The following is a 25,524-nucleotide window of genomic DNA, read 5'->3' on the forward strand; positions in this document are numbered from 1 at the left end:
CGGGCGTGCTGTTCTTGCTGGCAGCCCTGGGGGCATTGGCCACCAATATCGTCCTTCCCGCGTTTCCCGCGTTTCCCGCGATGGGCGAGTACCTTCGCGTCTCGGTCCTGGAGCTGAGCGCGACGCTGACCAGTTTCTTCCTGGCCTTCGGGCGCTGGGCCAATCGCGGCGGGAAACTACACGCCAGAGACAGCAAATAGTGCGATCACCTCAGGTCGAGCCGATGCAGTTGCCTTTGGGCGTATGTTTATCGCCAATCCTGACTTGCCCGAACGAGTTCGTCGCGGAGCGCCTTTGAACACTTACAACCGTGCAACCTTCTATGGCGGCGGCGCTGAAGGCTACACCGACTATCCGTCGCTTGAGTCCTTGAGCTCATGAGCGGCGAGCAAATGCCACAGGCATCCCCTATACCATCCTCTGCCTCGAGCCCTGTATCGAATTCCACGACGTTCCAGACGAGCGTGGTGTTCCTGCTGGCTGCACTTGCTGCGATGGGCGCCCTGGCAACCAACATCATATTGCCGACCTTCCCCGACATGGCCAAAGACCTTGGTACGTCGATTGACAAGCTGAGTGGAACGTTGAGCAGTTTTTTCATGGTTTTCGGGATTGGACAGCTAGTCGTTGGCCCGCTGTCAGATCGCTTCGGACGGCAGCGATTGATTCTGTCTGGATTGGTCATATTTATGGTCGGCAGCTTGGTATGCGCCATGGCCAACTCTCTGCCCTATCTCATCGTCGGCCGAGTGATCCAGGCACTAGGGGTGTGCGCGACCGCAGTGCTCTCACGTGCCATCGCACGTGACCTCTTCGACGGGCAAGAGCTGGCTCGGGCGCTATCGTTGACAATGGTGGCAATGGCTGCAGCGCCAGGTTTCTCTCCGCTGCTCGGAGGCGCACTAAATGGAGCCCTAGGGTGGCGAGCTACGTTCGTTGTCATTGCGATGGTCGCCTTGGTGTTGGCTGTGTATTACAGCCTGCGCTTGGGGGAGACTCATTTACCGGACAGGCGCTCACCTCTATCTATGTCGGCTGTCGCCCGTAACTATGCTGCATTGCTGGGTGACCGAAGACTGATGGCACCAGCGATTGCTGTGAGCCTGGTGATTGGCTCACTCTACGCATTTTTCTCAATGGCTCCGGCAATTCTACTTACCGGGTTTAAATTGACCACCATGGAGTTCGGACTGTTTTTTGCGTCCACTGTAGTTATCGTTTTTGCATCAGGCATACTGGCTCCGCGCTTGGCTAAACGCTGGAGTCAGACGACCGCTGCCCGCATGGGCCTATTGGTAGCACTGATTGGAAGCGTGACCCTGCTATTGGGGCCATCGGACTTCAAGTTTTTCTGCTTCGGGCTGAGCATTTTCCTGTTCGGGATGGGCTTATTTAATCCTCTCGGCACTGCGATAGCGCTGCACCCGTTCAGTAAACAAGCAGGGGTCGCCTCAGCACTGCTGGGCTTCATGCAGATGGGATGCGCTGCGCTGGCAATCACCTTAGGTTCATTGCTAGCCCTTCCCCCTTATACGGTACTCGGGATAGTGCTGTTCAGTGCTCTGACCATGTCCTTTATTTGCTTCTTGGCTGCGAAATAACGGGTTGGATCGCCCCTGATGTCATTTTCAGAAGACGACTGCACCATTTATCAGGAGTCGCCTGCAGTTCAGAAGAGACTCTACAGTAGGCAGAAATAGAGTAGAGGAAGTCAGGTCCGGGAGGTAACGACGGGCCGTTGCCGACCCTAAGCTGCCCTTCGGGAACTACATGCCGAGCGAGAAGATCACCACATGCCAGGGCACTTCGCGCGCCGGGTGGATCCGATGACCCTTCGCTACGACTGCGGGAAGGATGACCGCGCGGATCGCCGCCACTGCGCTGACGGGAATATCCAGTGGTTCCAGGACGGCGTTCTTTTTTGTCCATAGATGAGCCCTCTTTAAGGGCTTGAGCCGTTCGCTAGGAAATTTGCTTGCAGGTTTCTTAACCGAGCAACCACTGCTTTCTGAAAGTCACCACATCGCTTAAAGTCATGAGCTTTTCGGCTAAGCATTAGGCCGTTTTTTGGAAGGGATGGTCGAGGTCATGGATAGGTATGCACCCGAAGTACTGGTTCTGCAAGCAAGCTACAGCAACCCTTTACACGCCAATTCCCTGGCTTTTCTACTGGATCAATACGCTCGTGATGTCATGGGCGGCGGCCAGGGCTTGGCGGCTGAAGTGCGCGAAAACCTAGCAGTGGAAATGAGTAAGCGTCCTCACGCGTTCAGCGTACTGGCCTTTGTCGCAGGCGAGCCGGTTGGTTTGGTCAACTGCTTTGAAGGGTTTTCTACGTTTGCCTGCCGGCCTCTGGTGAACATACACGACGTGGTGGTACTAGAAGTTTTTCGCGGTAAGGGCATCTCACAGAAGATGCTGGCCGAGGTAGAAAAAATTGCCCGTCAGCGAGGCTGCTGCAAACTGACCCTTGAAGTACTAGAAGGCAACGTCGCGGCCCAGGCAGCATATCGCAAAATGGATTTTGCGGGATATGAGCTTGATCCGCAGATGGGGGCGGCAATGTTCTGGCAAAAGGTCTTGTAAGGCGTTCGGGTTCGCGAAAATGACGAGCTGCAATCGACTCTCGAGACTTCGCCGTGTCCTGCTTCTCGGCAATGCTTAGGGCATTCGGTGCCATGGCGATTTCCTTATCGGCAAATGAAGCACACATCTTACGGCCTTATCCCTTGCGTGAGCGTCCAGATATTCAGCTATCCGCTTTTGGAGTCGATTGCTGCCCTTCGCGAAAAATGTAGCTATCGGCCAGAAGCGGCCCTTCGATGAGGGCTACATTCGACCCATAGGGGTCGGTGGAAAGGCGCTGCTCGGAGGCAGGCACACTCGATTTTTTCAAATCACATCGCTTTAGTCACATTTTGATTAAAGTCCGATTCGCCCCCTTCCCCAGAGGTTTGTTTTTTTTTTGCCTAGATTTCGGGTATGCCTGGACTATTCTCAATCTCGGTTGGCCCACGGTCTAGTTACCCTGTTATGGCTGGGTTAAGAGGAGGGAACCATGTCATGTCCGCAACGGTAGACTTTGAATCACTCAAGACGTTTGGACAAATTGCAGCGCCGGCAGGGCTTGCGATTAGTGCTTTTTTTTATCTTGGCAGAGATATCCTTGCAAAAAATCTTTTCCCTATCCTAACGAAAAAGCACGCCTATCAAGTTATTGTTGCTCTTATAGTCATGGGTGGGACCATCACTTTAGCTGGGATTGCGTCCTGGACCTATGTCACCACGCATACGCCTCATACAAACGAGACTGCTTTGCTTGAAAAAACACCACCGCCGTTACCAGGAGATACAGGCTGGATTTTTGCGGGCTACTTTAATATAGCAAAAGGCACTTTCATTGAAGGGCCCTATGTATTGATTGAAAATACAGGTCAAAGAGGGGTGAGAAGCTTTGTCGAAATAGGAGACTCCATAAGTCTTAAAGTTTCTCGCAAGGTTTATATTGTCGATTTCAAAAAGAAGGGAACCTCTCTAAAGCTCATTTCTCCCATCATGAAAAGAGTTGTTGACGAATTCGACGATACGAAAGTTACCCTCCCTGTTGGTACGAAGCTCGTAGTGCGGGATTTGAGTGAAGGGAGATTTCCTGATAATCCTAATGCTGCGCTTTGGCTCAGGGTAATTTACGCCCCAAAATAATTAGTTAGGAGTATTTTTATCCGCTTTAGATGGGTCTCGACTGACCGTTCATGGCCGGATGGAGAGATTGCGTGCAGTATTGCTTAGTCGACTTGGATGGTTGTTGGGCTGTCATTATTTTCATTTGAAGAGGTGATAAGCATGTTTCTAGATATAATACAATTAATTACTACGGAAATAATCCGAATATTAACTGGGCGACTATTCACTCAAGAACAAATCCGTCTGGTATCAAAGCATGCAGTAGGAAGGTACTTCACTGATTTTCTCCCGGAACCAAACGATGAACGCGTGGCGCGGGAGCGCGTGGAGGAGGCGTTAGATCATATTTCACATGCCAGCAATATTATAACACAGCTTCAAATTGAGCTTGGAACCCAAACGCAACACCTAGATGCTGTATTGCGTGAGATCGAACAGAAGAAGCAACTGGCAACTAAGTATGAAGAGCTTGCCAAGACGGGAAAAGAACAGTTTTCCGCGTTCAGATCTGAAATGGAAGCCGTCCTGCGACGAGAATTAGAGACGCAATCTGAGAAGGGTAAAACGGCTCGAAAGATAGTTTCAGCTTTGCTTTGGGTGGTTACTCTAGTTCTTGGGGCCGCGCTTGGAACGTACTTCAAGGAGGTTCTTAATTGGATACGTATCTATACATTTTAATGTTCTCGAAATGCCTCCTGCTGGAGAGGATAATTTTCGTCCAATGATCTTAGATCGTAACCGTCCGGCCAGCACCCTCTGCTGACAGCCCTCCGAATTGGCCAAGATAGTGGACACCATTTTTTAGTGGACACTATCTTGGATATCATTGCCCCAGCCCGTCGACCCGGTCGTCGCCCCAACTTCCCGCCAGAGTTCAAACGCAAAGTTGTCGAAGCCACGTTCCAGCCTGGCGCCTCCGTGTCGTTGATCGCTCGTGAGCATGACGTCAATGCCAACCTGGTCTTTCGCTGGCGGCAGCAATATCAAGAGGGCTTGTTCGGCCCGGCCAGCCAGAGTGCAACGCTTTTGCCTGTCCAGGTGATCGAGGCGCCAATAGATTTACCGCAAGTCATTCAGTCACCGCCTGAGTGTCATTCCGTGATCGTTGTTGAGGCGGGAAAAGCCAAGCTGCGCATCACTGGCACGCCTGACCCGCAGACCCTGCAACTCATCTTGCAGCAGTTACTGCGATGATTGCTCCGCCCGCTGGAACCCGCATCTGGATCGCTGCCGGCGTCACGGACATGCGCCGTGGCTTCGACGGTTTAGCCGCACTGGTGCAGACTCAGCTTGAAGCCGATCCGTTCTCCGGTCAGATCTTTGCTTTTCGCGGACGGCGCGGTGACCGGATCAAATTGCTATGGTGGGACGGCGACGGGTTGTGTCTGTTTTGCAAACGGTTGGAACAAGGACGCTTTGTCTGGCCGCAAGCAACCAGCGGCAGCGTGTCGCTGACGGCTGCGCAGTTGTCGATGCTGTTGGAAGGCATTGATTGGCGCAGGCCAATTCGTACAGCACCCATCCTCGCGGTCTGACTTGCCACGCTGAAAAAATCCCAAGTAACATTCGGTCATGACGCTCGCGACCGACTCTTTGCCTAACGATCTTCAAGCCTTGAAGGCTCTGGTCTCTGCCCAGCGGGCAGAGATTGAGCGCTTGAAAATGATGATCGCCAAGCTGCGTCGTATGCAGTTCGGTCGCAGTTCCGAGCAACTGGACGCCATGATCGACCAACTCCAGTTGAGCCTTGAAGAGTTGCAAGTCAGCCAGACTGAACTGACACCACCAATCGAACCGCCCCCTCGCGTCGTCTCTCGGCGCAAGCCGTTGCCTGAACACCTGCCTCGCGAAATTCACGTCCATCAGCCCGAATCGCAATGCTCCGGTTGCGGTGGGAAACTTCGCCATTTGGGGGAGGATGTGTCTGAGGTGCTGGAGTACGTCCCAGCGCGTTTCAAAGTGATCCGCCATGTTCGCCCCAAGTGGGTTTGCCGCTGCTGCGAGCACATCGCTCAGGTGCCGGCACCGAGTCGCCCGATAGCCCGAGGCCTTGCAGGCCCTGGGCTACTGGCCCACGTGCTGGTCTCCAAGTTTGTTGACCATTTGCCGCTGTATCGGCAATCCGAGATCTACGCCCGTGAGGGCGTGGATCTGGAGCGCTCAACTCTGGCCGACTGGGTCGGCCAGAGCAGTCAATTGCTCAGGCCGCTGATCAACACCCTTGAGCGTCATGTCATGAGCGGCCATAAAGTTCATGCCGACGACACGCCGATTGGTGTACTTGCGCCGGGCAACGGCAAAACCAAAACGGCTCGCCTATGGACATACGTGCGGGACGACCGACCTGCCGGTTACACGACACCGGCGGCGGTCTGGTTTGCCTACTCGCCGGATCGCAAGGGGCAACATCCCCGTGCTCATCTCAAGAGCTTCAGCGGGATCTTGCAGGCTGACGGCTACGCCGGTTTCGCTCAGCTGTATGCTGCAGGCAGCATTCAGGAAGCCGCCTGCTGGGCTCACGCCCGCCGCAAGTTTTACGATGTCTACAAAGACCAGGCTTCACCACTTGCCAGTGAGGCGCTGCAACGGATTGCGGCCCTGTATGCCATCGAAAGCGAGATCCGCGGACAACCGCCAGATCATAGAAAAACGGTTCGGCAAAGTCGGGCGAGTCCACTGCTGGAGCACCTGCACGCGTGGCTTAACCAGACGCTGGCTCAACTGTCGAAAAAATCGACATTGGGCGGTGCAATCCTCTATGCCCTCAACCGGTGGCAGGCTTTAACGCGCTACTGCGATGACGGCCGAATCGAAATCGACAACAACGCCGCCGAACGGGCGCTGCGCGCCGTCGCGCTGGGCCGCAAAAACTACCTGTTTGCCGGTTCCGATGCCGGCGGAGAACGAGCGGCTGCGATTTACAGCCTGGTGGGTTCGGCCAAGCTCAACGACCTGAACCCGCAAGCCTATTTGACACACGTGCTGGAGCGCATCGCCGACTACCCAATCAATCGGGTCGACGAACTGCTGCCCTGGAACGTTTCTCTCACACTGACTGAATTCTGCGAGGCTGCCTGATCCATGGTTAAAACTGTCCGTTTACCCAAACCCGCCCCCGACCTGTTGCTGCTGCACATTGAGCTGAAGTGGATCACTCCGACGATCTGGCGTCGGTTCGCGGTGCCTGAAAACATCACCTTGGGCAAACTGCACCATGTCATCCAGGTCGTGATGGGCTGGAGTGATAGCCATCTGCATGAGTTTGAAATTGCCGGTGAGAATTACGGCATGCCCGACCCTGATGGTTGGGGGCCGACGGTAAACCCTGAAGCCCGTAAAACGCTGATCAAGGCGCTGAGCGGAAAGCGGACATTTAATTATCTCTACGACTTTGGTGACAGTTGGCATCACAGTATCAAGGTCGAAAAGACGTTACCGGCGGTTGCGTGTCCTCAGGTGCCGTACTGCATCGATGGCGCCAATGCTTGCCCACCGGAAGACGTGGGTGGCGGGCCTGGTTATGAGGACTTTCTGGAGGCCATGGGCAACCCCAATCATCCAGAGCATGACGACATGGTTGAATGGCATGGCGATGTTTTTGATCCGGCGGCATTTGAGTGCGAGCGCGTGAATCAGTGGCTTAAACGGATTAAGGTTTGAGTTGCAAGGCGGTGTAGTTCGGACGCTTACCTTAGATCATCTGATCAATACCTGATTCTGGGGGTAGAAGAGTGAGTCCCCTCAATTTTTTAGCCTCATTGCGCCAGCGTGTGTAGTGGTCAACTCATCCCGGACACGGTTTTGAGTTTTTCTTCCGTTTTCGCTGGGGCCAATCCATCGTTAAATTGATGAGGTCGGATCCAGTTGTAGTGATGCATCAGGTACTGGCTAATATCTCTCTGAGCTTGGTGGCCGGTCATGTAGCCAGTGGTTGGTATCCACTCTGTTTTCAAGCTGCGAAAAACCCGCTCCATCGGCGCATTATCCCAGCAGTTTCCTCGGCGGCTCATACTCTGACGCATGCGATAACGCCACAGCCGCTGGCGAAAGTTGCGGCTGCCATATTGGGATCCCTGGTCTGAGTGAAATAGCAGGCCTTGCGGCTTGCCACGCTGCTCGTAAGCCACATCCAACGCCTTGATCACCAAGTCTGCATCCGGCTTTTCTGATAACGCCCAGCCCACCACTCGGCGAGCGTAAAGATCCATGACAACCGCAAGGTAGTGCCATTTCCCCTGTGCCCAGATGTAGGTGATGTCGCCGCACCAGACCTGGTTGGGCGCTTCGACATCAAATTCTCGGTTCAATATATTTGGGATATCCGGCCGCTCGACTGTCGCCTTTTTATAGGCGTGTGATCCTGGCTGCTTGCTGACCAACTCCAGCTCACGCATCAGCCTGCGTACCTTAAACCGTCCAATTTGCTCACCTTCTTCTTGCATCATCAACGTGATGCTTCGTATCCGCTCCATGAACCCCACATTCCAAGCGGATAGCTGACGGCCGATGCTGTGCTCCCTATTTCCAACAGGAGCCAATCACCATGATGCGTCCCAATGCCAGCGTTGAAAAAGTGTACCTCTATCCAAAGCCGGTAGACTTTAGAAAGTCCATCGATGGCCTGGCTGCGCTGGTCGAACTGGATATCAAGGTCGCGGTGTTTGACCCCGTGCTCTTTGTTTTCCTGAATCGCCACCGTAACCGCGTCAAAGTGTTGTACTGGGAGCGCAACGGCTTCTGCCTTTGGCTCAAGCGTCTGGAGTCCGAGCGTTTTAAAATCTCACCTGATGAGGTGGACGAGGCTATCGTGCTGACCGTTCAGGAACTGAACTGGCTATTGGATGGATTTGATCTCTGGCGCAACCGTCCTCACAAGGTTTTAACGCCAAGATTCGTCGCTTAACAGGTATAATCCGGGCATGAATTTGATGCCCGAAGACCTCCCTGATGACCCTATTCTGCTCAAGCAAATGTTGCTTGAGGCACTCAGCCGTCAGCAGGTAACGGCTGAGGCATACCAGACTCATATCGTCGATCTAAAAGAACAGATCAAGTTGCTGCGCGACCGTTTATTCGGGCGTAAATCCGAGCAGACCGTTGAACCCAACACCCCACAACTCGCGTTATTCAACGAGCCCGAAAGCGAGCCGATGCCTTCAATCGGCGACGCTGACGAAGAAGTGGTTGCTCCGACCCCACGTCGTGGCAAACGCAAGCCACTGTCAGCTGATCTACCGCGCATCGAAGTCATCCACGAACTGCCCGAGCACGAACTGACCTGTGCCTGCGGTTGCCGCAAGCACGTGATCAGCGAAGAAATCAGCGAACAGCTGGATATCGTGCCGATGCAGATCCGGGTCATCAAACATATCCGCAAGGTTTACGGTTGCCGTGGCTGCGAAACGTCACCGGTCACCGCCGACAAGCCGGCTCAACTGATCGAAAAGAGCATGGCCAGTCCAAGCGTTCTGGCCATGCTGCTGACCACGAAGTACGTCGATGGCTTACCCCTGCATCGTTTCGAAACGGTTCTGAGCCGGCATGGTATCGATATCCCGCGTCAGACTCTCGCTCGCTGGGTTATCCAGTGCAGCGAGCACTTACAACCGTTGCTGAATTTGATGCGCGACCGGTTGCTGGAAAGCCCGGTCATCCACTGCGATGAAACCCGTGTTCAGGTACTGAAAGAACCGGATCGAGACCCTACCAGCCAATCCTGGATGTGGGTGCAGGCCAGCGGGCCGCCAGACCGAAAAGTCGTGCTGTTCGACTACACCTCCAGCCGTGCGCAGGACGTGCCGTTGCGTCTGCTGGAAAGTTATCGTGGTTACGTGATGACCGACGATTACGCGGGATATAACGCGTTGGCGTTGCAGCCGGGTGTGGAGCGGCTGGCGTGCATGGCCCATGCGCGGCGCAAGTTCGTCGACGCGCAAAAAGTGCAGCCCAAAGGCAAGACAGGTCGCGCCGATATTGCACTGACGATGATTAACAAGTTGTACGGCATCGAGCGTGAACTCAAGGACGCCAGTGATGAGCAGCGTTTTATTGTCCGTCAGAAAAAGAGCCTGCCGATCCTGGCCCAGTTGAAAGGCTGGCTGGAAAAAACGCAGCCTCAGGTCACCCCTCAAAGTGTTCTGGGCAAGGCAGTGAACTACCTGGCCAGCAACTGGAGCCGGCTGGAGCGCTACGTGGAAACCGGTTTTTTACCTATCGACAACAATGCGGCCGAAAGGGCGATAAAACCGTTCGTTATCGGTCGTAAGGCGTGGCTGTTCAGCGACACGCCCAAAGGCGCTACCGCCAGTGCTCAGATATACAGTCTGGTGGAGACCGCCAAGGTCAACGGCCAGGAGCCCTATACGTGGCTACGCCACGTACTGGAGCAGTTACCACATGCGCAGTCGGTGGCGGACTATGAAGCACTGCTGCCGTGGAACTGTTCGCCAGAGATACGACGTTAAGCCTGACCCTATCGTGGGTGGTTGGATCGTATGCTATCAAGACCTTTCGATATCCTTTGCTGTACCGCCAAATCCACCATGCACGTAATAGATTCGGGACGTTTTTTGGGCCTCCAAAGCCCTGTAAAAACAGAAAATCCTACCCCCGGTACAAAAATAGTCCTACCCCCGGTACAGGTCAAAAATGGCTCACATGAGCACAGATAGGGCGTACTTCTGGATTTTCGTGGCATTTATGCGGCATTTGAATGGCATTTAAATGCCACAGAAATGGGGCCGATCTTTTGTACCAGCTGAAATACCTGGCCTTGGCATTTTTGTGCCACTGAAATAACCAAACTTTGACATTTTCGTGCCACTAAAATAGCCAAACATTGGCATTCTTATGCCAGCAAAATGGTAAGCGAGCTATTTATGTGCCACAGGTAGAGAAATATGAGGCGCCGCGCCTGGGACAGGTGGTGACTTTGAATGTGGGGTTCATGGAGCGCTTACCTTGCACGCAACCGTTATCGCTGGATTCTATGGTTTTGAGGTTTATGAGATTGGGTGATCCAGATTTGGATATGTTTGAATCGCCCCGGGTTTTCTAAGTATTCTCCAAGATCGCTGTGTAGCGCCTTTCAAGCTCTACCGGTGACAGCTGCCCGTGACACGGATTAGACATGAAGCCTACGTGTAATGAGGTGATACCAGGGCGAGGTGAAAATCAGGAAACCCCCAAATCTAGACTTAAGAGTAGGAGCCCAAATGGAGTCGCAGCGAAAAGGACTATCTCGTTGGTATGTTTATTGGATTAAACGTCTTTTGATATCTGTCGAGGTTCTATGGTGAATGTCTCATATACTTATTTATCATCACTGAGATTGTCTTCAGTATGATCGCTAAGTCTTCTCATGATTATTTCATTGTCGTTTCTAATTAATGAAATATATTCAGCGTATTTTTTCATTGCAAACATAGGGTGAACATCAACAAATAGCTTTTTCACTGTTTTGCAATAGTAATTGTAGAAGAAGTCTTCTTGGCAACTATGGGTTCCTAAGCAATAGCTGATTTGAGTGTGGATGTAAATAATCTTTGCGAATGTAACACCTTTTTTTGATATGAATTCTTTTTGTGCTGATGTGCTTAGACTGTTATGGTATCTAAAATCGAAAAAAGTTGCTTCTAGCATTTGTAGGAGTGCGGGGAATTCGGCATCTATAGTGATTTTTCTGGTTGGGTTGTAGCGGTCTGTAAATGTCCATGTCATTTCGTTTCACCATGAAAATTTTACATGATTTAAGATGATAGAATAATCTGTAAGTGAGTCAAGTGATGGGCCCATTAAGTGTGGGCTTCTCATCCGTAGCTGGAATTTTAGATGCTTTCCCAATGAGTTCTTCCATAAAGAACTCAATATGTCCGCGTGGGTTTATTCTGATAGGCCAAGTTTCAATAGCTTGAGACAATTTTTTAATGTCGTGTGAGAATTCTGACTTAGGGAAGGTCTGAAGTAGTCAGCGATTTTTGATGCCCTCCTTGGTTGAGGTTCAAAAAACGCTGGCTTGGTCAGAAATCAGACCTTTCCTGTTCTTAACTCATCGTTTCACCCTTGAACAACGCCTTTTCAAGGCGCTTTTCCCGCATTACAGGCGCACCTCTCCCGCAGCCAGCAGCCGTTTTCGCATCATCCACAGGTTCGACAGGGCAAATAGCGTGGCCTGTTGCGCGGTGTTTTTCATCAGGCCGCGAAAGCGCACTTTCGTATAGCCAAACTGACGCTTGATGACCCGAAACGGATGTTCAACCTTGGCGCGTACTTGGGCCTTGGCGTATTCGATCTTGCGCCGCAGACTACCGATCAAACTCTGTTTTCCGTGCTTTTTGTAGCTGCTGGGCCGCGCCGCAATCGACCAGATCATCTTGCGATTCTGATGCTCAGGACGCTTGTCCACGCCGGTGTAACCGGCATCGCCAGACACGTAAGACTCCTCGCCATGCAGCAACTGATCGACCTGCGTCACGTCCGCCACATTGGCCGCCGTGCCCACCAGGCTATGCACTAAGCCGGATTCGGCATCAACGCCGATATGCGCTTTCATCCCGAAGAAATACTGATTTCCTTTCTTCGTCTGGTGCATTTCGGGATCGCGCTTACCGTCCTTGTTCTTGGTCGAACTTGGCGCATGAATGATCGTCGCATCGACCACCGTACCTTGGCGCAGCATCAAACCACGGTCGCCCAGATAGCCGTTGATGACCTGCAAAATCCCGCCGGCCAGCTCATGTTTTTCCAACAGACGTCGGAAGTTAAGGATCGTGGTTTCGTCAGGAATCCGATCCAGATGCAGCCCCGAAAACTGGCGCAAAATCGTCGTCTCGTAAAGTGCTTCTTCCATCGCCGGATCGCTGTAGCCGAACCAGTTCTGCATCAGATGAACCCGCAGCATGGCCATCAACGGATACGCCGGACGACCACCGTCGCCCTTCGGATAATGCGGCTCGATCAAGGCAATCAAACCCTTCCAGGGCACGACCTGATCCATCTCGATCAGGAAACGCTCGCGGCGGGTCTGCTTACGTTTGCCGGCGTACTCGGCATCGGCGAAGGACATCTGTTTCATCGGGGCTCAGCCGTTCAGTTCGTGTGAGGCGTGTATTTCACCAGAGATGGAAGTCTTTTTCAGAGTTTCCTTAGGAAACATTTTATATATGGCTTGACCTTTGCTGGCTGCAATTCTTGCGGACTTATGCTCGTGAATATGTCCAGCGTAGCTTAAAAATATTTCGATATTGTTAAAGTTTAATTTTTCGAGGGTTTTAAACGCCTTAGGCCCTTCGTAGGTGTCAAAGACTCGATTTATAATAATTCTAAATTTTTGCAAGTTGTAACTTTTGTGTAAGATATTTATGAGCGTGTTTGCACTAGCGATGGATGTCGGTTCGCTGGTGGTGACTATCAACACTTCTTGTGATGCTCGTATAAAGTTGAGAGATGCGCTGTTGATTCCTGGCGCGGTGTCAACGATAAGGATATCTAACTCTTTCGAAATGGTATCAAAAGCGTTAACTATACCGTAGTGATGAGCAGACGATAATTTTCTCGTTGGTTTAGGTAGGCTGCTGCCGAGAATTAGATTTATCCCTTGTGGACCATTACAAATCACTTCTCGAATTGATTGGCGCCCCTCGATTAAGTCTGTGATGGTGTAGGTCGGAGAAATATTCAAAAGTGTTGCAATGCTTGGAAGTTCAAAGTTTGCATCTAGTACTGCAACTCTTCTTCCTAGGTCGGCCAGTGCCATAGCTAGACTTATTGATAAAGTGCTTTTTCCTGTGCCTCCTTTGCCACTAGCGATTGCTATTACCAGTGGAGGGTTTTTATCATCCATGATGCAGGTCCATTTATAATTTATCTGGTTTTTGTGTTAGCGTCGCAATCTAAATCGCGTATAACTGTTTTTGAGTCCGAATACGCCGGTATCACCCTTTATAGAGTATAGAGTAGCAAGATAGCATGCCCTTGGGGTTGAGAAGTTGTATGATTTTATTTTTTTGAACGCCCACAGCCAACCCCGTTTCTTCTTCCTTTCATTCATAGTTACGTGACTACTTGGTTATGAATCTTGCTAAATGTTGGCGCTACTATAGTTGCATGTTTTGGTCTAAGTGATAAGTGTCCTGTGGTACGAATTTGGTGTTTATGCGCGCATGCGGATTGACGCTGTTTAGAGATGTTGCTATATAGTAAATTCATATTGGGGCTCATTTCGTTAGAGTTTATTTGAATTTATTTCATGGAAGAGTAGTGGATGTTTAACATTAGCAAGTCATATGTGAAGTTGCTTGGTAATGCTCTAGTGTCGTGAGCGGTTAGTTTATTTTCTAACGTACCACGATATACTGTGCACCCCTCGCCCCGAGATGGTTCCAGGCATGCCTCGTCCAATTGCTCCCTTTGCACTGCAGCCCGCCGACGTTCTTACGCTTCAAGGTTGGCTGCGCATGAGTACGCTGGAGCAGAGCCTTGCTCAGCGGGCGCGGATACTGCTTTTGCTCAATGAAGGGGTGACGCCCATTGCCATCTGTGGGCAATTACTGATCACGACACCGACCGTGTTCAAGTGGCGAAAGCGTTATCTGGCGTCGGGCATCGACGGCCTGAACGACCTGCCGCGTAGCGGTCAGCCTTTGAAGCTGGGTGCTGAGAAAGTCAAAGAAATCCTGACCCTGACAACGCACCGGGTTCCCAAGGAAGCAACGCACTGGAGCGTCCGGTTGATGGCCAAGTACGCTCGCGTTACCACCTGGCAAGTCCGGCAGATATGGGCTGCGTCGGATCTCAAGCCGCACCGACTGAAGACATTCAAGATCAGCAACGATCCGCACTTCGCTGAGAAGGTCATCGATGTGGTCGGGCTGTACCTGAGCCCTCCGGACAACGCCATGGTGCTGTCGGTTGACGAGAAAACTCAGATCCAGGCGTTGGATCGTACTCAGCCAATGCTGCAACTTCGGCCTGGGCAGATCGAGCGGCGAACCCATGATTACAAGCGCCATGGCACGGCGAGCTTGTACGCCGCGTTCGACATCATGACCGGTGAAGTAATGGGCCGGATTACCCAGCGGCACCGGGCCAAGGAGTTCCTGGATTTCCTCCGGCAGATTGATAAGAACACGCCTGCCGAGTTGGATCTCCATGTGATCCTGGATAACAGTTCGACCCACAAAACCCCAGCGATCAAGGCCTGGCTGGAAAAACATCCGCGCTTCAAGCTGCACTTCACGCCGACCAGTGCGTCCTGGCTAAACGCGGTGGAAGGCTGGTTTTCACAGCTGGAGAGACGCGCACTGTATCGAGGTGTCTTCACCAGTGTTACTGATCTGAAAGTCGCGATCCGCCAGTTCATTACTGCTCATAACGAGCATTCAGCCAAGCCGTTCAAGTGGACAAAGACCGCAGCGGCCATCATCAGCTCGGTACATATGGCAAAGCTGAGTGTGATGAAGAATAAGCTAATGAACTAACCGCTCGAGACACTAGCCACCCAGTACACAGTGTACGGAGCGTCTGAAGGTCTGCTAGGGGATGTTCCAGCAAATGCTCGTGCACCTTTTGAGCAATGTGGCTTGCAGTGAATAACGCGGACTGACGCTCACGCAGGTTGAGGCTGAAGCGTAGGGTGTGGCGATTAGGGAATAGATGCTTGGGCAGCCGAAGATTCATGTAGTAAACGGAGTTGCGGCGGACGATGTAGGCCATAAGTGGAACACCAAAGTGGAACAGTCGAGTGGAACAATGCTGACTGCACCCCGGATGTTTGACTGCCCGTGTGACGTGTTGGTACGGGTGATTGGAAGCAACCTCAAAAGCCTGAATCCCCCGTAAATCAAGGGCTACAACGATCACCCTAACGTGTCTTCATGCCCTCTGAGCAGTTGCCATAAGAGCAGCCACAGCGGGAACATTGTGTGCCGGGGTGTGGCTGGTGGGGTTGCCTCCATTTTAAAAATCCTCAGTTCTGCAGGGTTTTAGTCAAAATCCCAATCGTGTGATCCTGTCTTCAGGCCTTCTGCTGAATTGTCGGCGCGTTGCCGTGTGTGGGTAAAACCTGTTGCGCAGAGACTGCGAGCAGTTAAAAGTGCTCATCGGATGCAATTTTGCCCTTGCTCCGCTAGCATTAGCCCCTTCCGCTTTTCAGACGCGACGGTTATCAATGAGTTATCAGGTTCTTGCACGTAAATGGCGTCCGCGCTCGTTCCGCGAAATGGTCGGCCAGACCCATGTGCTCAAGGCTCTGATCAATGCCCTGGACAGTCAGCGCCTGCACCATGCCTACCTGTTTACCGGTACCCGTGGCGTCGGCAAGACCACCATCGCGCGGATCATCGCCAAATGCCTGAACTGTGAAACAGGTATTACGTCGACTCCCTGCGGCGAGTGCTCGGTGTGTCGCGAAATCGATGAAGGGCGTTTTGTCGACCTGATCGAAATCGACGCCGCCAGCCGTACCAAGGTGGAGGACACCCGTGAACTGCTCGACAACGTGCAGTACGCACCAAGCCGTGGGCGCTTCAAGGTCTACCTGATCGACGAAGTGCACATGCTTTCCAGCCATTCGTTCAATGCGCTGCTCAAGACCCTTGAAGAACCGCCGCCCTACGTAAAATTCATTCTGGCGACCACTGATCCGCAAAAATTGCCGGCCACGATCCTGTCGCGCTGCCTGCAGTTTTCCCTGAAAAACATGACGCCCGAGCGTGTGGTTGAGCATTTGACCCACGTGCTCAGTGCTGAAAACGTGCCATTTGAAGACGACGCGCTGTGGCTGTTGGGTCGTGCAGCCGATGGTTCGATGCGCGATGCCATGAGCCTGACCGATCAGGCCATTGCATTTGGCGAAGGCAAGGTCCTGGCTGGCGATGTGCGCGCCATGCTCGGTACCCTCGACCACGGTCAGGTATTTGACTTGCTGCACGCCTTGATCGAAGGCGATGCCCGGGCGCTGCTTGAGGCTGTGCGTCATCTGGCCGAGCAGGGTCCGGACTGGAGTGGCGTGCTGTCCGAAATTCTTAACGTATTTCACCGGGTTGCCATTGCCCAGGCGTTACCCGATGGCGTCGACAATGGTCACGGCGACCGCGATCGCGTGCTGGCCCTGGCCAAGGCGCTGCCGGCCGAAGACGTCCAGTTTTATTACCAGATGGGCCTGATTGGCCGGCGTGATTTGCCGCTGGCGCCAGACCCGCGTGGTGGCTTTGAAATGGTCATGCTGCGAATGCTGGCCTTCCGCCCGGCAGATACCGGCAATGCGCCGAGTCAGCCGCTAAAGCCAGTGGGGATCAGCCAGGCCACAGTTGATTCCGCCCAAACCCTGGCGGCTGCAACACCTGTTGCGCCAGTAGTCATTGCGCCTGCTGTTGCGCCCACGCCGGTTGTCGAGGTTGCAGAGCCCGTGATCTCTCCTGCGGCTGTGGAGCCTCCCAAGGCGCCTGCCGTGCCAGAAAAGGACTTGCCCTGGAACGAGCCGTCAGTACCGGTGATCGAGGTCGAGGCTGCGCCTGAGTCGGTGCTGGACACCGTCGGTGAGCCGCCCGAGTTGCCGCCGATGCCCCTGCCTACGCCAGGCAGCGTTGTGCCGGATGCGCCGCAGTGGAGCGAGGAGTCCATCCCCGAGCCGACTCCGGAACAGGTTGATGCGGCACTGTCGGGTATGGATCGCGACGATGAGCCGCCGCTGGACGAAGACTATATCGAGCCGGACATGGATTCGGCGGCCTACAGCTACCTTGACGAACTGGCCAGCGAGCATGCGGCCGAGCCATCTCCGGAGCCCGAGCCGTTACCTGCGGCCATGCCTGCCACCGGGCTGGCCCTTGAATGGCTGAACATGTTCCCCAAATTACCGGTATCGGGCATGACCGCCAGCATTGGCGCCAATTGCACCTTGATCGCCGTTGACGGGGATGACTGGTTGTTGCATCTGGATCCGGCTCACAGTGCGCTGTTTAACTTGACCCAGCAGCGCCGACTCAACGAGGCGTTGAACCAGTACACTCAACGCACGCTCAAAGTGACTATCGAACTGGTCAAGCCGGAACAGGAAACCCCGGCCCAGGCTGCTTCGCGTTTTCGTGCAGAGCGTCAGCGACTGGCAGAGGAGTCGATCTATGCGGATCCGCTGATCCAGCAAATGATCGAACAGTTCGGTGCGGCAGTGAGGGAAGATACGATTCAACCTGTCGATGTTGCGCAGGCCCAGGCTTAGTAACGCCAGGGTAAAAACTCACAGCCCGCAGTCGTTTTGATTGCGGGAGCATTGTCCAAATAACGTTTGAGGTGATTCCCATGATGAAAGGTGGCATGGCCGGCCTGATGAAGCAGGCGCAGCAGATGCAGGAAAAAATGGCCAAGATGCAGGAAGAACTGGCCAATGCAGAAGTCACCGGCAAGGCCGGCGGCGATATGGTGACTGTGGTCATGACCGGTCGTCACGACATCAAGCGTGTCAGCATTGATCCGGCCCTGCTTGAAGGCGTCAGCGAAGACGACCGTGAAGTGCTGGAGGATCTGTTCGCCGCTGCGGTCAACGACGCCGTGCGCAAGATCGAAGCCAACAGCCAGGACAAAATGTCTGGCGTGACCGCTGGCATGCAACTGCCGCCGGGCATGAAGCTGCCGTTCTAAAGCGCTCCTGAATGCCAGGCCCTGAGCCTGGCATTTTTTTGCCTTTTTTACGGGCATTTGACGTCATCCCGCACCGCGGGTATAAACCGCGTCTCGTTGTTTTGTCGGACCTTTCCCTATGAGCTTCAGCCCCCTGATTCGCCAACTGATCGATGCCTTGCGTACCTTGCCGGGTGTAGGTCAAAAGACCGCGCAGCGCATGGCTCTGCAATTGCTTGAGCGTGATCGCAGCGGCGGCTCGCGTCTGGCGCTGGCCTTGACCCAGGCGATGGAAGGCGTGGGGCATTGCCGTCTGTGCAGAACCCTCACCGAAGACGATCTGTGCCCCCAGTGTGCCGACGTGCGCCGTGATGACACCTTGCTGTGTGTGGTCGAGGGCCCGATGGACGTGTATGCCGTGGAGCAGACCGGCTATCGCGGACGTTACTTCGTGCTCAAGGGCCACTTGTCACCGCTGGATGGCCTGGGGCCAGAGGCCATTGGCATTCCGCAATTAATGACCCGCATTGCTGAGCAGGGCACCTTTGCAGAAGTGATCCTGGCGACCAATCCCACGGTCGAAGGCGAAGCTACTGCACATTACATTGCTCAACTGCTCAGCAATAAAGGCCTGATCGCTTCGCGTATCGCTCATGGTGTGCCGTTGGGAGGCGAGCTTGAGCTGGTCGATGGCGGCACCCTGGCTCATTCGTTCTCGGGGCGTCGACCGATTACGCTCTGACTGGGATTGCCGGGGGGTGACGCCCGTGGGAGCCAGCCTGCTCCCGCGGGTGAAGTGTCGGTATTACTCGGTCAACGAAAATTCGGTCAGGCAGAATGTCGGTATACCCAGATCCTGCAGGCGCTGCGAGCCACCCAGCTCAGGCAGGTCAATGATCGCTGCCGCTTCGAATACCTGGGCGCCCATGCGGCGAACCAGGTTGGCCGCGGCGATCAGGGTGCCGCCAGTGGCGATCAAGTCATCGACGATCAGCAACGAGTCGCCTTCGCACAAGCTGTCGGCGTGAACCTCCAGAAACGCTTCGCCATATTCCGTCTGATAGCCTTCGGCCAATACGTCAGCGGGCAATTTGCCTTGTTTGCGAAACAGGATCAGCGGTTTGTTGAGCTGGTGAGCCAGTACCGAGCCAATCAGAAAGCCGCGGGCATCCATGGCGCCGATGTGGCTGAAGTCAGCCTCGACGTAGCGCTCGATAAAGCGGTCGGCGATTTCGCGCATGGCGCGGGGCGATTGGTAGAGCGGGGTGATGTCACGAAAGATGACGCCCGGTTTGGGGAAATCAATTACCGGGCGGATCAGGGATTTGAGGCAAAAGTCGTCGAAGACCATATCAGGTGTCCTGGCGTGCGTTAAGCGCGCCAGTATAACCTTTCAAGCCGTTTTAGACTTCCAGTGAACCACCCGCCAGGGCGCACAACTTGATCGGATCAAGGATATGCACTTCTTTACCTTCGGCCGTGATCAGCTGATTTTCCTGCAGGCGTGTGAATACGCGGGACACGGTCTCTACAGCCAGGCCCAGGTAGTTGCCGATTTCGTTGCGCGACATGCTCAGGCGGTATTGATTGGCCGAGAAACCACGGGCGCGGAAGCGGGCTGACAGGTTGACCAGAAAGGTGGCGATACGTTCGTCGGCCGTCTTTTTCGACAGCAACAGCATCATTTGCTGATCGTCGCGAATTTCGCGGCTCATCACACGCATCAGCTGGCGGCGAAGCTGGGGCAGTTGCACGGAAAGTTCGTCCAGGCGCTCGAACGGGATTTCGCACACGGGAGTGGTTTCCAGCGCTTGAGCCGATACAGGGTAGGTTTCCGTGTCCATCCCGGAAAGGCCGACCAGTTCGCTTGGCAGGTGGAAGCCGGTAATTTGCTCCTCACCGTTGTCGCTCAGGCTGAATGTTTTCAATGCGCCAGAACGGACGGCGTAGACCGAGCCAAACGTGTCGCCTTGGCGAAACAAAAACTCGCCTTTTTTCAGTGGACGCCCGCGCTTGACGATTTCTTCCAGCGCGTCCATGTCTTCCAGGTCCAACGAAAGTGGCAGGCAGAGAGGTGCCAGGCTGCAGTCCTTGCAGTGGGCCTGGTTATGAGCGCGCACTTTTACTGGCTCGGGCATTTCTTAAATCCTTGTAGGAAAACACACATAAGATGCAAGGGTACCCCAGTGCGGGAGGCTAGGCCAGCCGCACCACACCGGTGCATTCATCTCATGCTGTAGAGGTCGTGTTCGCGACCTTAAATCACCCGCGAATATCGCTGGCGGGTTTGCTGTTCCAGGTAGGCATCGAACACCATGCACACTGAGCGCACCAGTAACCGTCCGGCAGGCAATACGGTCAATTGCCGCTCGTTCAGAGCAATCAGCCCGTCAGCCGCCATGGTTTTGAGCGTCGGCCATTGAGGTGCGAAATATCCACGGAAGTCGATATTGAACGCCTGCTCGATGTCTGCGAATGGCAGGTGCAAATTGCAGATGATCTGCTGGATGACTGCCCGGCGGATGCGATCGTCCTGATTGCACAGCAGGCCACGGTGGGTGGCGAGCTGGTCGCTGGCCAGGGTGTGCTGATAGCTCGCCAGGTCGCTGTCGTTCTGGCAATAAAGATCACCAATCTGGCTGATGGCCGAGACGCCAAGCCCGATCAGGTCGCAATGACCGTGGGTGGTGTAGCCCTGAAAGTTGCGCTGCAGAGTTGACTCTTCCTGGGCAATTGCCAGTTCATCGTCCGGCAGCGCGAAGTGATCCATGCCGATGTAGCGATATCCGGCGCCCGTCAGTTGCTCGATGGTGCGCTCCAGCATCTGCAGTTTCGCGGCAGGCGAGGGCAGGTCGTTAGTATTGATCCGGCGCTGAGGCATGAAACGTTCAGGCAAGTGGGCATAGTTGAACACTGACAGGCGATCCGGCTGCAAGCTGATCACTTCGTCAACGGTTCGCGCAAAGGCCTCGGGGGTTTGCTTGGGCAAACCGTAGATCAGGTCGATATTGATCGAGCGAAACTGCAGGGTGCGTGCTGCATCGATCACTGCCCGTGTTTCTTCCAGGCTTTGCAGGCGATTGACGGCACGCTGTACGTCTGGATCGAGGTCTTGCAGGCCGATACTGACCCGGTTGAAGCCCAGTTCACGCAACAGGCCCATGGTCGACCAGTCGGCTTCCCGCGGGTCGATTTCAATGCCGTAATCACCTGAGTCGTCGTCCAGCAGATTGAAGTGCTGACGCAGCGTGGCCATCAAATGGCGTAATTCGTCGTGACTGAGGAAAGTAGGCGTGCCGCCACCAAAGTGCAGTTGCTCGACCTTTTGTTTTGGGTCGAGGTGACAGGCAATCATCTGGATTTCTTGCTCAAGCCTTTGCAGGTAGGGCTGTGCCCGGCCACGGTCTTTGGTGATGACCTTGTTGCAGGCGCAGTAATAGCAAATGTTGGCGCAGAACGGCACGTGTACATACAGCGACAGCGGGCGCAGTGCCTTGCGGCTTTCGCGCAGGGCGTGCAGCAGGTCGAACGGGCTGACCTGATTGTTGAACTGCATCGCTGTCGGATACGAGGTGTAGCGCGGACCCGCTAGATCGTAGCGGCGGATCAAATCTGGGTCCCAACGAATGGCGTCGAGCATGCGGGCATTCCCCTGGGATGGCTGGCAATGCACAGGAGTCTAGGCGGTGAGTCGATGTTGCATCTTGATTTGCATCAAGGGCTGTGATTTGGCTTATTCCCTGTAGTCGCTGCCGCAGGCTGCGATAAGGACAGCAGGGCCTTCAAAAACCAGGCCTGCTACGCAGTCCATCGCAGCCTGCGGCAGCGACTACAAGGTGCTTGATTTAATGCCCCATCAACCAATGCTGATGCGGGCCGGGCAGGGTCCAGATGCCGAACAGGATGACCAGCAGCCCTCCGGTCATGCGCACGCTGCGTTTACGCAGCAATGCAGTCACCCGCTCGGCAGCCAGGCCGGTGGCCAGCAGTACGGGCCAGGTGCCCAGGCCAAACGCAAGCATCAGCAATGCACTGTCGATCGCGCTGCCCTGGCTGGCTGACCAGATCAATGTGCTGTACACCAATCCGCAGGGTAGCCAGCCCCAGAGCGCACCCAGCAGCAATGCCCGCGGCAGGCTCGAGACGGGTAACAAGCGGGTGGCCACGGGCTGGATATGCCGCCACAGGCCGCGCCCCAGGCTCTCAATCCGGGTCAGTCCGCTCCACCAGCCAGCCAGGTACAGGCCCATGCAAATCAGCAGTAGCCCGGCCAGGATGCGCATGAACATGGCTGCGGGGCTGTTGGCCACTGCCCAGCCTGCCATCCCCAGCAGCAGTCCAGCCGTGGCATAGCTGAGAATTCGCCCAAGGTTGTAGGCCAGCAACAACCTGAAGCGTCGGCTGCGCTGCTCTTTGGGGATGGCAAGGGTCAGCGCACCCATCAGGCCGCCACACATGCCCAGGCAATGCCCGCCGCCGAGCAGGCCCAAAATGACGGCCGAGACCAGCAGTGGCGCCAACTCAAGCATGGGGGGGCGTTTTTTTGTCGGTGTCGGTGATCGACTCCGGATGCTGGTTCCTGGCTTCTTCGACCGCTGCGGTGTGTTGCGGGTCCTGGTCGTCGAACAGGATGCTGTGAGCCGGGCTGTCCAGATCGTCGTACTGGCCGCTGTCCACGGCCCAGAAAAAGATGTAGATGGCGATGGCGACAATCAGCAAGGCCGCAGGAATCATGACATATAGCGCTGGCATATAGGCTCCAGGCAACCGGTCAGGCCGGAAGCGGGCGGGTGTGTGGCGTGGCACAGGCAGGTGCGACGCCAGGCGTGCGCGTTAGACGCAAGGCATTGAGCACCACGGTCAACGAGCTGACCGACATGCCGATGGCGGCCCAGATCGGCGTGATCCAGCCCAGTGCGGCAAATGGCAGCATAAGCCCATTGTACAGGCCAGCCCACAACAGGTTCTCGATGATCACGCGGCGAGTGCGTCGTGCCAGGCTGAAGGCTTGTACCAGGGCGCCCAGGCGATTGGAGAGCAGTACTGCATCGGCACTGGTCTTGGCCAGGTCCGTGGCCGACCCCATTGCCACGCTGATATCGGCAGCGGCGAGTACCGGGACATCGTTGACCCCGTCACCCAGCATCAGCACCTTGCGCCCCTGCGCATGCAGCTGTTGCAATATTTGCAGCTTGTCGTCCGGGCGCAATCCGCCCCGGGCTTCGTCGATACCCAGTTCGGCGGCTACGCTGGCGACCATCGGCGAGCTGTCTCCCGAGAGCAGCAGCGTCCGCCAGCCTCGTGCCTTGCACGCGGCCAGCAACGCGGGGGCATCCTCGCGCAGGCGGTCATCCAGAACAAACCAGGCCAGAGCGCCCTCGCCATTACCCAGCAATAGCCATTGCCCGGGTTCATTCGGCATGGTCGGGACCTGGCACTGGCTCAGCTCGCAGACAAAACCCGGCTGGCCGATGCGCAAATGCTGTTCCCCAACCCGTCCTTCAAGGCCCAGGCCCGGAGTGCTGTGGACTTCCTCTGCGGCTTGCGGGGCACGGCCAAAAGCGCGGGCAATGGGGTGTTCGGAGCGGTTTTCGAGGGCTGCCGCGAGGGCCAGGCACTGATCGCTGTCCAGGTCGCTCAAGGGGCGAATGGCCCGCAGCGCCAGACGACCTTCCGTCAGTGTGCCGGTCTTGTCGAAAATCACGGTGTCGATCTGGTTGAGTCCCTCGATCACATGGCCGCGGGTCAGCAGTAGACCCAGTTTGTGCAGCGTGCCGGTTGCGGCAGTGAGTGCAGTGGGGGTTGCGAGGGACAGAGCGCAAGGGCAGGTAGCCACCAACATCGCCAGGACAATCCAGAAGGCCCGCGATGGATCCAGTTGCCACCACAGCAAGCCGATACCGGCCGCTGCGATCAACGAGAACAGCAAGAACCATTGCGCGGCCCTGTCGGCAATTTCGGCCAGGCGCGGTTTTTCGCTTTGAGCGCGATCCAGCAACCGCACGATGGCGGACAGGCGGGTGTCCTGGCCGAGGGCCATGACTTCAATGGTCAGGGCGCCTTCGACATTCAGGGTGCCCGCCGTCACGGCGTCGCCGATACAGCGGGGTTGAGGCAGATACTCGCCGGTCAGCAGGGATTCATCGATGCTTGATTGGCCATCAAGAATTTTGCCGTCTGCCGGAAGGATCGCGCCGGGGTGGACCAGTACCTTGTCGCCGACTTTAAGCTCGGTCAGCAGGATGCGCTCGCTTTGGCCGTCGTCAGTCAGGCGCAGGCAGGAGGCGGGTAGCAGGTTGACCAGTTGTGCGGTGGCGGCAGCAGTGCGCTCGCGTGCACGGCGCTCGAGGTAGCGCCCGGCCAGCAAGAACAGTGCAAACATGCCGACCGCGTCGAAATACAGCTCGCCGACGCCGGTGATGGCGGTCCAGATTCCGGCGATGTAGGCCCCGCCGATGGCCAGGGATACCGACACATCCATGGTCAGATGGCGGGTGCGCAGGTCGCGCATGGCACCTTTGAAGAAGGGGGCACAGCTGTAGAACACAATGGGGGTGGTCAGAAACAGCGCAACCCAGCGCAGGATGGTGTGCATCTCGGGGCTGAGGTCGATATTGAATTCGGGCCAGGTGGCCATCGTTGCCATCATTGCCTGAAACCACAGCAGCCCGGCGACACCCAGTTGGCGCAGGGCCAGGCGGTTTTCGCGGGCCAGTTGTTCAGTGGCGCGATCGGCCTGGTAAGGGTGTGCGGCATAACCGATATGACGCAGTTCGCTCAGGATGGCGCTCAGCTCCAGTTGGTCCGTGTCCCAGCTTACATGCAGTCGATGGTTGGACAGATTGAGCCGGGCTTCGCTCACGGCAGGCAGGCTTCGCAGGTGTTTCTCAATCAGCCAGCCACAGGCAGCGCAGCTGATGCCTTCGATCAGCAGGGTGGTTTGGGCCTGCTCACCCTCGTGCCGCACAAAGGGTTCTTGCACGTCGGGGCGGTCATACAGTGCCAGTTCTTCTACCAGTTGCACGGGCAGGGCGTCAGGGTTGGCTGACGCTTCGCTGCGGTGCTGGTAGTAGCTTTCGAGGCCGCCCGCCACGATGGCCTCAGCCACCGCCTGGCAGCCCGGGCAGCAGAACTCGCGAACTTCGCCCAGGACAACGGCGGTAAACCGGCTGCCCGGCGGAACGGGCAGGGCGCAGTGATAGCAGGGTACGGGAGAGGTCATGG

At 55.3% G+C, this 25,524-nt stretch carries 23 protein-coding genes and 5 pseudogenes; 16 read left to right on the top strand and 12 right to left on the bottom strand.

What is annotated here, in order from left to right:
* Window positions 1–14 precede the first annotated feature (14 nt).
* The 3 genes and pseudogenes from V6P94_RS11970 to V6P94_RS11980 all read left to right on the top strand — a co-directional run bounded on the left by V6P94_RS11970 (window position 15) and on the right by V6P94_RS11980 (window position 1,601).
* Window positions 15–200 (top strand): hypothetical protein, encoded by a 186-nt coding sequence (locus tag V6P94_RS11970; RefSeq protein ID WP_338649398.1) that lies wholly within the window; start codon window positions 15–17, stop codon window positions 198–200.
* Window positions 163–381, top strand: a pseudogene (locus tag V6P94_RS11975) (alkene reductase); the annotation flags it as partial. The gene V6P94_RS11970 and the pseudogene V6P94_RS11975, both read left to right, overlap by 38 nt.
* A complete protein-coding gene (locus tag V6P94_RS11980; RefSeq protein ID WP_338649399.1) occupies window positions 378–1,601 on the top strand; it encodes a multidrug effflux MFS transporter in 1,224 nt (407 codons plus the stop codon). The pseudogene V6P94_RS11975 and the gene V6P94_RS11980, both read left to right, overlap by 4 nt.
* Window positions 1,602–1,769: 168 nt before the next feature.
* Here the strand turns inward: V6P94_RS11980 and V6P94_RS11985 are convergent.
* Window positions 1,770–1,910, bottom strand: a pseudogene (locus V6P94_RS11985) (arsenical efflux pump membrane protein ArsB); the annotation flags it as partial.
* A 178-nt stretch (window positions 1,911–2,088) separates the two neighbouring features.
* On the opposite strand from V6P94_RS11985, the gene V6P94_RS11990 reads away from it, so the two are divergent.
* The 7 genes and pseudogenes from V6P94_RS11990 (at window position 2,089) to V6P94_RS12020 (ending at window position 7,344) form a co-directional block, all read left to right on the top strand.
* Window positions 2,089–2,586 (top strand): GNAT family N-acetyltransferase, encoded by a 498-nt coding sequence (locus V6P94_RS11990; protein WP_338649442.1) that lies wholly within the window; start codon window positions 2,089–2,091, stop codon window positions 2,584–2,586.
* 477 nt (window positions 2,587–3,063) lie between these two features.
* Complete coding sequence (locus V6P94_RS11995; RefSeq protein WP_338649400.1) at window positions 3,064–3,702, top strand: hypothetical protein; 639 nt, start codon at window positions 3,064–3,066, stop codon at window positions 3,700–3,702.
* A gap of 141 nt (window positions 3,703–3,843) precedes the next feature.
* On the top strand, window positions 3,844–4,362 hold the full coding sequence (locus tag V6P94_RS12000; protein ID WP_338649401.1) for a hypothetical protein: 519 nt from the start codon (window positions 3,844–3,846) through the stop codon (window positions 4,360–4,362).
* A gap of 210 nt (window positions 4,363–4,572) precedes the next feature.
* Window positions 4,573–4,878 (top strand): annotated as a pseudogene (locus tag V6P94_RS25065) (transposase); the annotation flags it as partial.
* Window positions 4,875–5,219, top strand: a complete 345-nt coding sequence (gene tnpB / locus V6P94_RS12010; RefSeq protein WP_048351026.1) for an IS66 family insertion sequence element accessory protein TnpB — start codon at window positions 4,875–4,877, stop codon at window positions 5,217–5,219. The pseudogene V6P94_RS25065 and the gene tnpB (V6P94_RS12010), both read left to right, overlap by 4 nt.
* A gap of 37 nt (window positions 5,220–5,256) precedes the next feature.
* Complete coding sequence (gene tnpC, locus V6P94_RS12015; RefSeq protein WP_153380244.1) at window positions 5,257–6,762, top strand: IS66 family transposase; 1,506 nt, start codon at window positions 5,257–5,259, stop codon at window positions 6,760–6,762.
* A gap of 3 nt (window positions 6,763–6,765) precedes the next feature.
* Window positions 6,766–7,344, top strand: coding sequence for a plasmid pRiA4b ORF-3 family protein (locus V6P94_RS12020; RefSeq protein WP_082136488.1), 579 nt, complete (start codon window positions 6,766–6,768; stop codon window positions 7,342–7,344).
* A gap of 119 nt (window positions 7,345–7,463) precedes the next feature.
* Here the strand turns inward: V6P94_RS12020 and V6P94_RS12025 are convergent.
* Window positions 7,464–8,144 (bottom strand): annotated as a pseudogene (locus V6P94_RS12025) (IS3 family transposase); the annotation flags it as partial.
* Between the two features lie 83 nt (window positions 8,145–8,227).
* On the opposite strand from V6P94_RS12025, the gene tnpB (V6P94_RS12030) reads away from it, so the two are divergent.
* Both tnpB (V6P94_RS12030) and tnpC (V6P94_RS12035) read left to right on the top strand, forming a co-directional pair.
* Complete coding sequence (tnpB, locus tag V6P94_RS12030) at window positions 8,228–8,587, top strand: IS66 family insertion sequence element accessory protein TnpB (protein ID WP_252117532.1); 360 nt, start codon at window positions 8,228–8,230, stop codon at window positions 8,585–8,587.
* Between the two features lie 16 nt (window positions 8,588–8,603).
* Window positions 8,604–10,148, top strand: a complete 1,545-nt coding sequence (gene tnpC, locus V6P94_RS12035; protein ID WP_338649358.1) for an IS66 family transposase — start codon at window positions 8,604–8,606, stop codon at window positions 10,146–10,148.
* 847 nt (window positions 10,149–10,995) lie between these two features.
* Here the strand turns inward: tnpC (V6P94_RS12035) and V6P94_RS12040 are convergent.
* The 3 genes from V6P94_RS12040 to V6P94_RS12050 form a co-directional block, all read right to left on the bottom strand.
* Window positions 10,996–11,403 (bottom strand): hypothetical protein, encoded by a 408-nt coding sequence (locus V6P94_RS12040; RefSeq protein WP_338649402.1) that lies wholly within the window; start codon window positions 11,401–11,403, stop codon window positions 10,996–10,998.
* 376 nt (window positions 11,404–11,779) lie between these two features.
* On the bottom strand, window positions 11,780–12,757 hold the full coding sequence (locus tag V6P94_RS12045; protein ID WP_338646790.1) for an IS5 family transposase: 978 nt from the start codon (window positions 12,755–12,757) through the stop codon (window positions 11,780–11,782).
* 6 nt (window positions 12,758–12,763) lie between these two features.
* Window positions 12,764–13,525, bottom strand: a complete 762-nt coding sequence (locus V6P94_RS12050; RefSeq protein ID WP_338649403.1) for a P-loop NTPase — start codon at window positions 13,523–13,525, stop codon at window positions 12,764–12,766.
* 544 nt (window positions 13,526–14,069) lie between these two features.
* Here V6P94_RS12050 and V6P94_RS12055 point away from each other — a divergent pair.
* Complete coding sequence (locus V6P94_RS12055; RefSeq protein ID WP_044272157.1) at window positions 14,070–15,161, top strand: IS630 family transposase; 1,092 nt, start codon at window positions 14,070–14,072, stop codon at window positions 15,159–15,161.
* A gap of 16 nt (window positions 15,162–15,177) precedes the next feature.
* On the opposite strand, the pseudogene V6P94_RS12060 reads toward V6P94_RS12055, so the two are convergent.
* Window positions 15,178–15,396 (bottom strand): annotated as a pseudogene (locus tag V6P94_RS12060) (DUF6538 domain-containing protein); the annotation flags it as partial.
* Between the two features lie 454 nt (window positions 15,397–15,850).
* On the opposite strand from V6P94_RS12060, the gene dnaX reads away from it, so the two are divergent.
* The 3 genes from dnaX (at window position 15,851) to recR (ending at window position 19,042) form a co-directional block, all read left to right on the top strand.
* Window positions 15,851–17,902 (top strand): DNA polymerase III subunit gamma/tau, encoded by a 2,052-nt coding sequence (gene dnaX / locus V6P94_RS12065; RefSeq protein WP_133077146.1) that lies wholly within the window; start codon window positions 15,851–15,853, stop codon window positions 17,900–17,902.
* Between the two features lie 80 nt (window positions 17,903–17,982).
* Window positions 17,983–18,321, top strand: a complete 339-nt coding sequence (locus V6P94_RS12070) for a YbaB/EbfC family nucleoid-associated protein (RefSeq protein ID WP_019826710.1) — start codon at window positions 17,983–17,985, stop codon at window positions 18,319–18,321.
* A 118-nt stretch (window positions 18,322–18,439) separates the two neighbouring features.
* Window positions 18,440–19,042: a recombination mediator RecR gene (recR, locus tag V6P94_RS12075; RefSeq protein ID WP_133077147.1), complete on the top strand. Its 603-nt coding sequence runs from the start codon at window positions 18,440–18,442 to the stop codon at window positions 19,040–19,042.
* Between the two features lie 63 nt (window positions 19,043–19,105).
* Here the strand turns inward: recR and V6P94_RS12080 are convergent, their stop codons facing one another.
* The 6 genes from V6P94_RS12080 to V6P94_RS12105 form a co-directional block, all read right to left on the bottom strand.
* Window positions 19,106–19,651 carry an adenine phosphoribosyltransferase gene (locus V6P94_RS12080; protein WP_133077148.1) on the bottom strand — a complete coding sequence of 182 codons (546 nt, stop codon included), beginning with the start codon at window positions 19,649–19,651 and terminating at the stop codon, window positions 19,106–19,108.
* A gap of 52 nt (window positions 19,652–19,703) precedes the next feature.
* A complete protein-coding gene (gene fnr, locus V6P94_RS12085; protein WP_133077149.1) occupies window positions 19,704–20,438 on the bottom strand; it encodes a fumarate/nitrate reduction transcriptional regulator Fnr in 735 nt (244 codons plus the stop codon).
* A 119-nt stretch (window positions 20,439–20,557) separates the two neighbouring features.
* Window positions 20,558–21,940 carry an oxygen-independent coproporphyrinogen III oxidase gene (gene hemN, locus V6P94_RS12090; protein ID WP_338649404.1) on the bottom strand — a complete coding sequence of 461 codons (1,383 nt, stop codon included), beginning with the start codon at window positions 21,938–21,940 and terminating at the stop codon, window positions 20,558–20,560.
* Window positions 21,941–22,145: 205 nt separating this feature from the next.
* Window positions 22,146–22,829 carry a sulfite exporter TauE/SafE family protein gene (locus tag V6P94_RS12095; RefSeq protein ID WP_133077151.1) on the bottom strand — a complete coding sequence of 228 codons (684 nt, stop codon included), beginning with the start codon at window positions 22,827–22,829 and terminating at the stop codon, window positions 22,146–22,148.
* On the bottom strand, window positions 22,822–23,052 hold the full coding sequence (gene ccoS, locus V6P94_RS12100; RefSeq protein WP_133077152.1) for a cbb3-type cytochrome oxidase assembly protein CcoS: 231 nt from the start codon (window positions 23,050–23,052) through the stop codon (window positions 22,822–22,824). Before ccoS ends, V6P94_RS12095 begins: the two co-directional genes overlap by 8 nt.
* A gap of 19 nt (window positions 23,053–23,071) precedes the next feature.
* Entirely contained in the window at window positions 23,072–25,522 is a 2,451-nt protein-coding gene (locus V6P94_RS12105) for a heavy metal translocating P-type ATPase (RefSeq protein ID WP_133077153.1), read from the bottom strand.
* Between the last annotated feature and the right edge of the window lie 2 nt (window positions 25,523–25,524).

Origin of the sequence: Pseudomonas sp. ML2-2023-3, from assembly GCF_037055275.1 — a bacterium.
Classification (GTDB): Bacteria; Pseudomonadota; Gammaproteobacteria; order Pseudomonadales; family Pseudomonadaceae; genus Aquipseudomonas.

Excerpts from the sequence above, each read along its gene's own strand:
- ccoS (WP_133077152.1), bottom strand. The coding sequence starts at position 23,052 with ATGCCAGCGCTATATGTCATGATTCCTGCGGCCTTGCTGATTGTCGCC.
- V6P94_RS11980 (WP_338649399.1), top strand. The coding sequence starts at position 378 with ATGAGCGGCGAGCAAATGCCACAGGCATCCCCTATACCATCCTCTGCC.
- V6P94_RS12080 (WP_133077148.1), bottom strand. The coding sequence starts at position 19,651 with ATGGTCTTCGACGACTTTTGCCTCAAATCCCTGATCCGCCCGGTAATT.
- tnpB (WP_048351026.1), top strand. The coding sequence starts at position 4,875 with ATGATTGCTCCGCCCGCTGGAACCCGCATCTGGATCGCTGCCGGCGTC.
- V6P94_RS12000 (WP_338649401.1), top strand. The coding sequence starts at position 3,844 with ATGTTTCTAGATATAATACAATTAATTACTACGGAAATAATCCGAATA.
- V6P94_RS12095 (WP_133077151.1), bottom strand. The coding sequence starts at position 22,829 with ATGCTTGAGTTGGCGCCACTGCTGGTCTCGGCCGTCATTTTGGGCCTG.
- recR (WP_133077147.1), top strand. The coding sequence starts at position 18,440 with ATGAGCTTCAGCCCCCTGATTCGCCAACTGATCGATGCCTTGCGTACC.
- tnpC (WP_338649358.1), top strand. The coding sequence starts at position 8,604 with ATGAATTTGATGCCCGAAGACCTCCCTGATGACCCTATTCTGCTCAAG.
- hemN (WP_338649404.1), bottom strand. The coding sequence starts at position 21,940 with ATGCTCGACGCCATTCGTTGGGACCCAGATTTGATCCGCCGCTACGAT.
- tnpC (WP_153380244.1), top strand. The coding sequence starts at position 5,257 with ATGACGCTCGCGACCGACTCTTTGCCTAACGATCTTCAAGCCTTGAAG.
- V6P94_RS11995 (WP_338649400.1), top strand. The coding sequence starts at position 3,064 with ATGTCCGCAACGGTAGACTTTGAATCACTCAAGACGTTTGGACAAATT.
- V6P94_RS12050 (WP_338649403.1), bottom strand. The coding sequence starts at position 13,525 with ATGGATGATAAAAACCCTCCACTGGTAATAGCAATCGCTAGTGGCAAA.
- V6P94_RS12055 (WP_044272157.1), top strand. The coding sequence starts at position 14,070 with ATGCCTCGTCCAATTGCTCCCTTTGCACTGCAGCCCGCCGACGTTCTT.
- V6P94_RS12070 (WP_019826710.1), top strand. The coding sequence starts at position 17,983 with ATGATGAAAGGTGGCATGGCCGGCCTGATGAAGCAGGCGCAGCAGATG.
- V6P94_RS11990 (WP_338649442.1), top strand. The coding sequence starts at position 2,089 with ATGGATAGGTATGCACCCGAAGTACTGGTTCTGCAAGCAAGCTACAGC.
- V6P94_RS12040 (WP_338649402.1), bottom strand. The coding sequence starts at position 11,403 with ATGACATGGACATTTACAGACCGCTACAACCCAACCAGAAAAATCACT.
- V6P94_RS12020 (WP_082136488.1), top strand. The coding sequence starts at position 6,766 with ATGGTTAAAACTGTCCGTTTACCCAAACCCGCCCCCGACCTGTTGCTG.
- V6P94_RS12045 (WP_338646790.1), bottom strand. The coding sequence starts at position 12,757 with ATGAAACAGATGTCCTTCGCCGATGCCGAGTACGCCGGCAAACGTAAG.
- fnr (WP_133077149.1), bottom strand. The coding sequence starts at position 20,438 with ATGCCCGAGCCAGTAAAAGTGCGCGCTCATAACCAGGCCCACTGCAAG.
- tnpB (WP_252117532.1), top strand. The coding sequence starts at position 8,228 with ATGATGCGTCCCAATGCCAGCGTTGAAAAAGTGTACCTCTATCCAAAG.
- dnaX (WP_133077146.1), top strand. The coding sequence starts at position 15,851 with ATGAGTTATCAGGTTCTTGCACGTAAATGGCGTCCGCGCTCGTTCCGC.
- V6P94_RS12105 (WP_133077153.1), bottom strand. The coding sequence starts at position 25,522 with ATGACCTCTCCCGTACCCTGCTATCACTGCGCCCTGCCCGTTCCGCCG.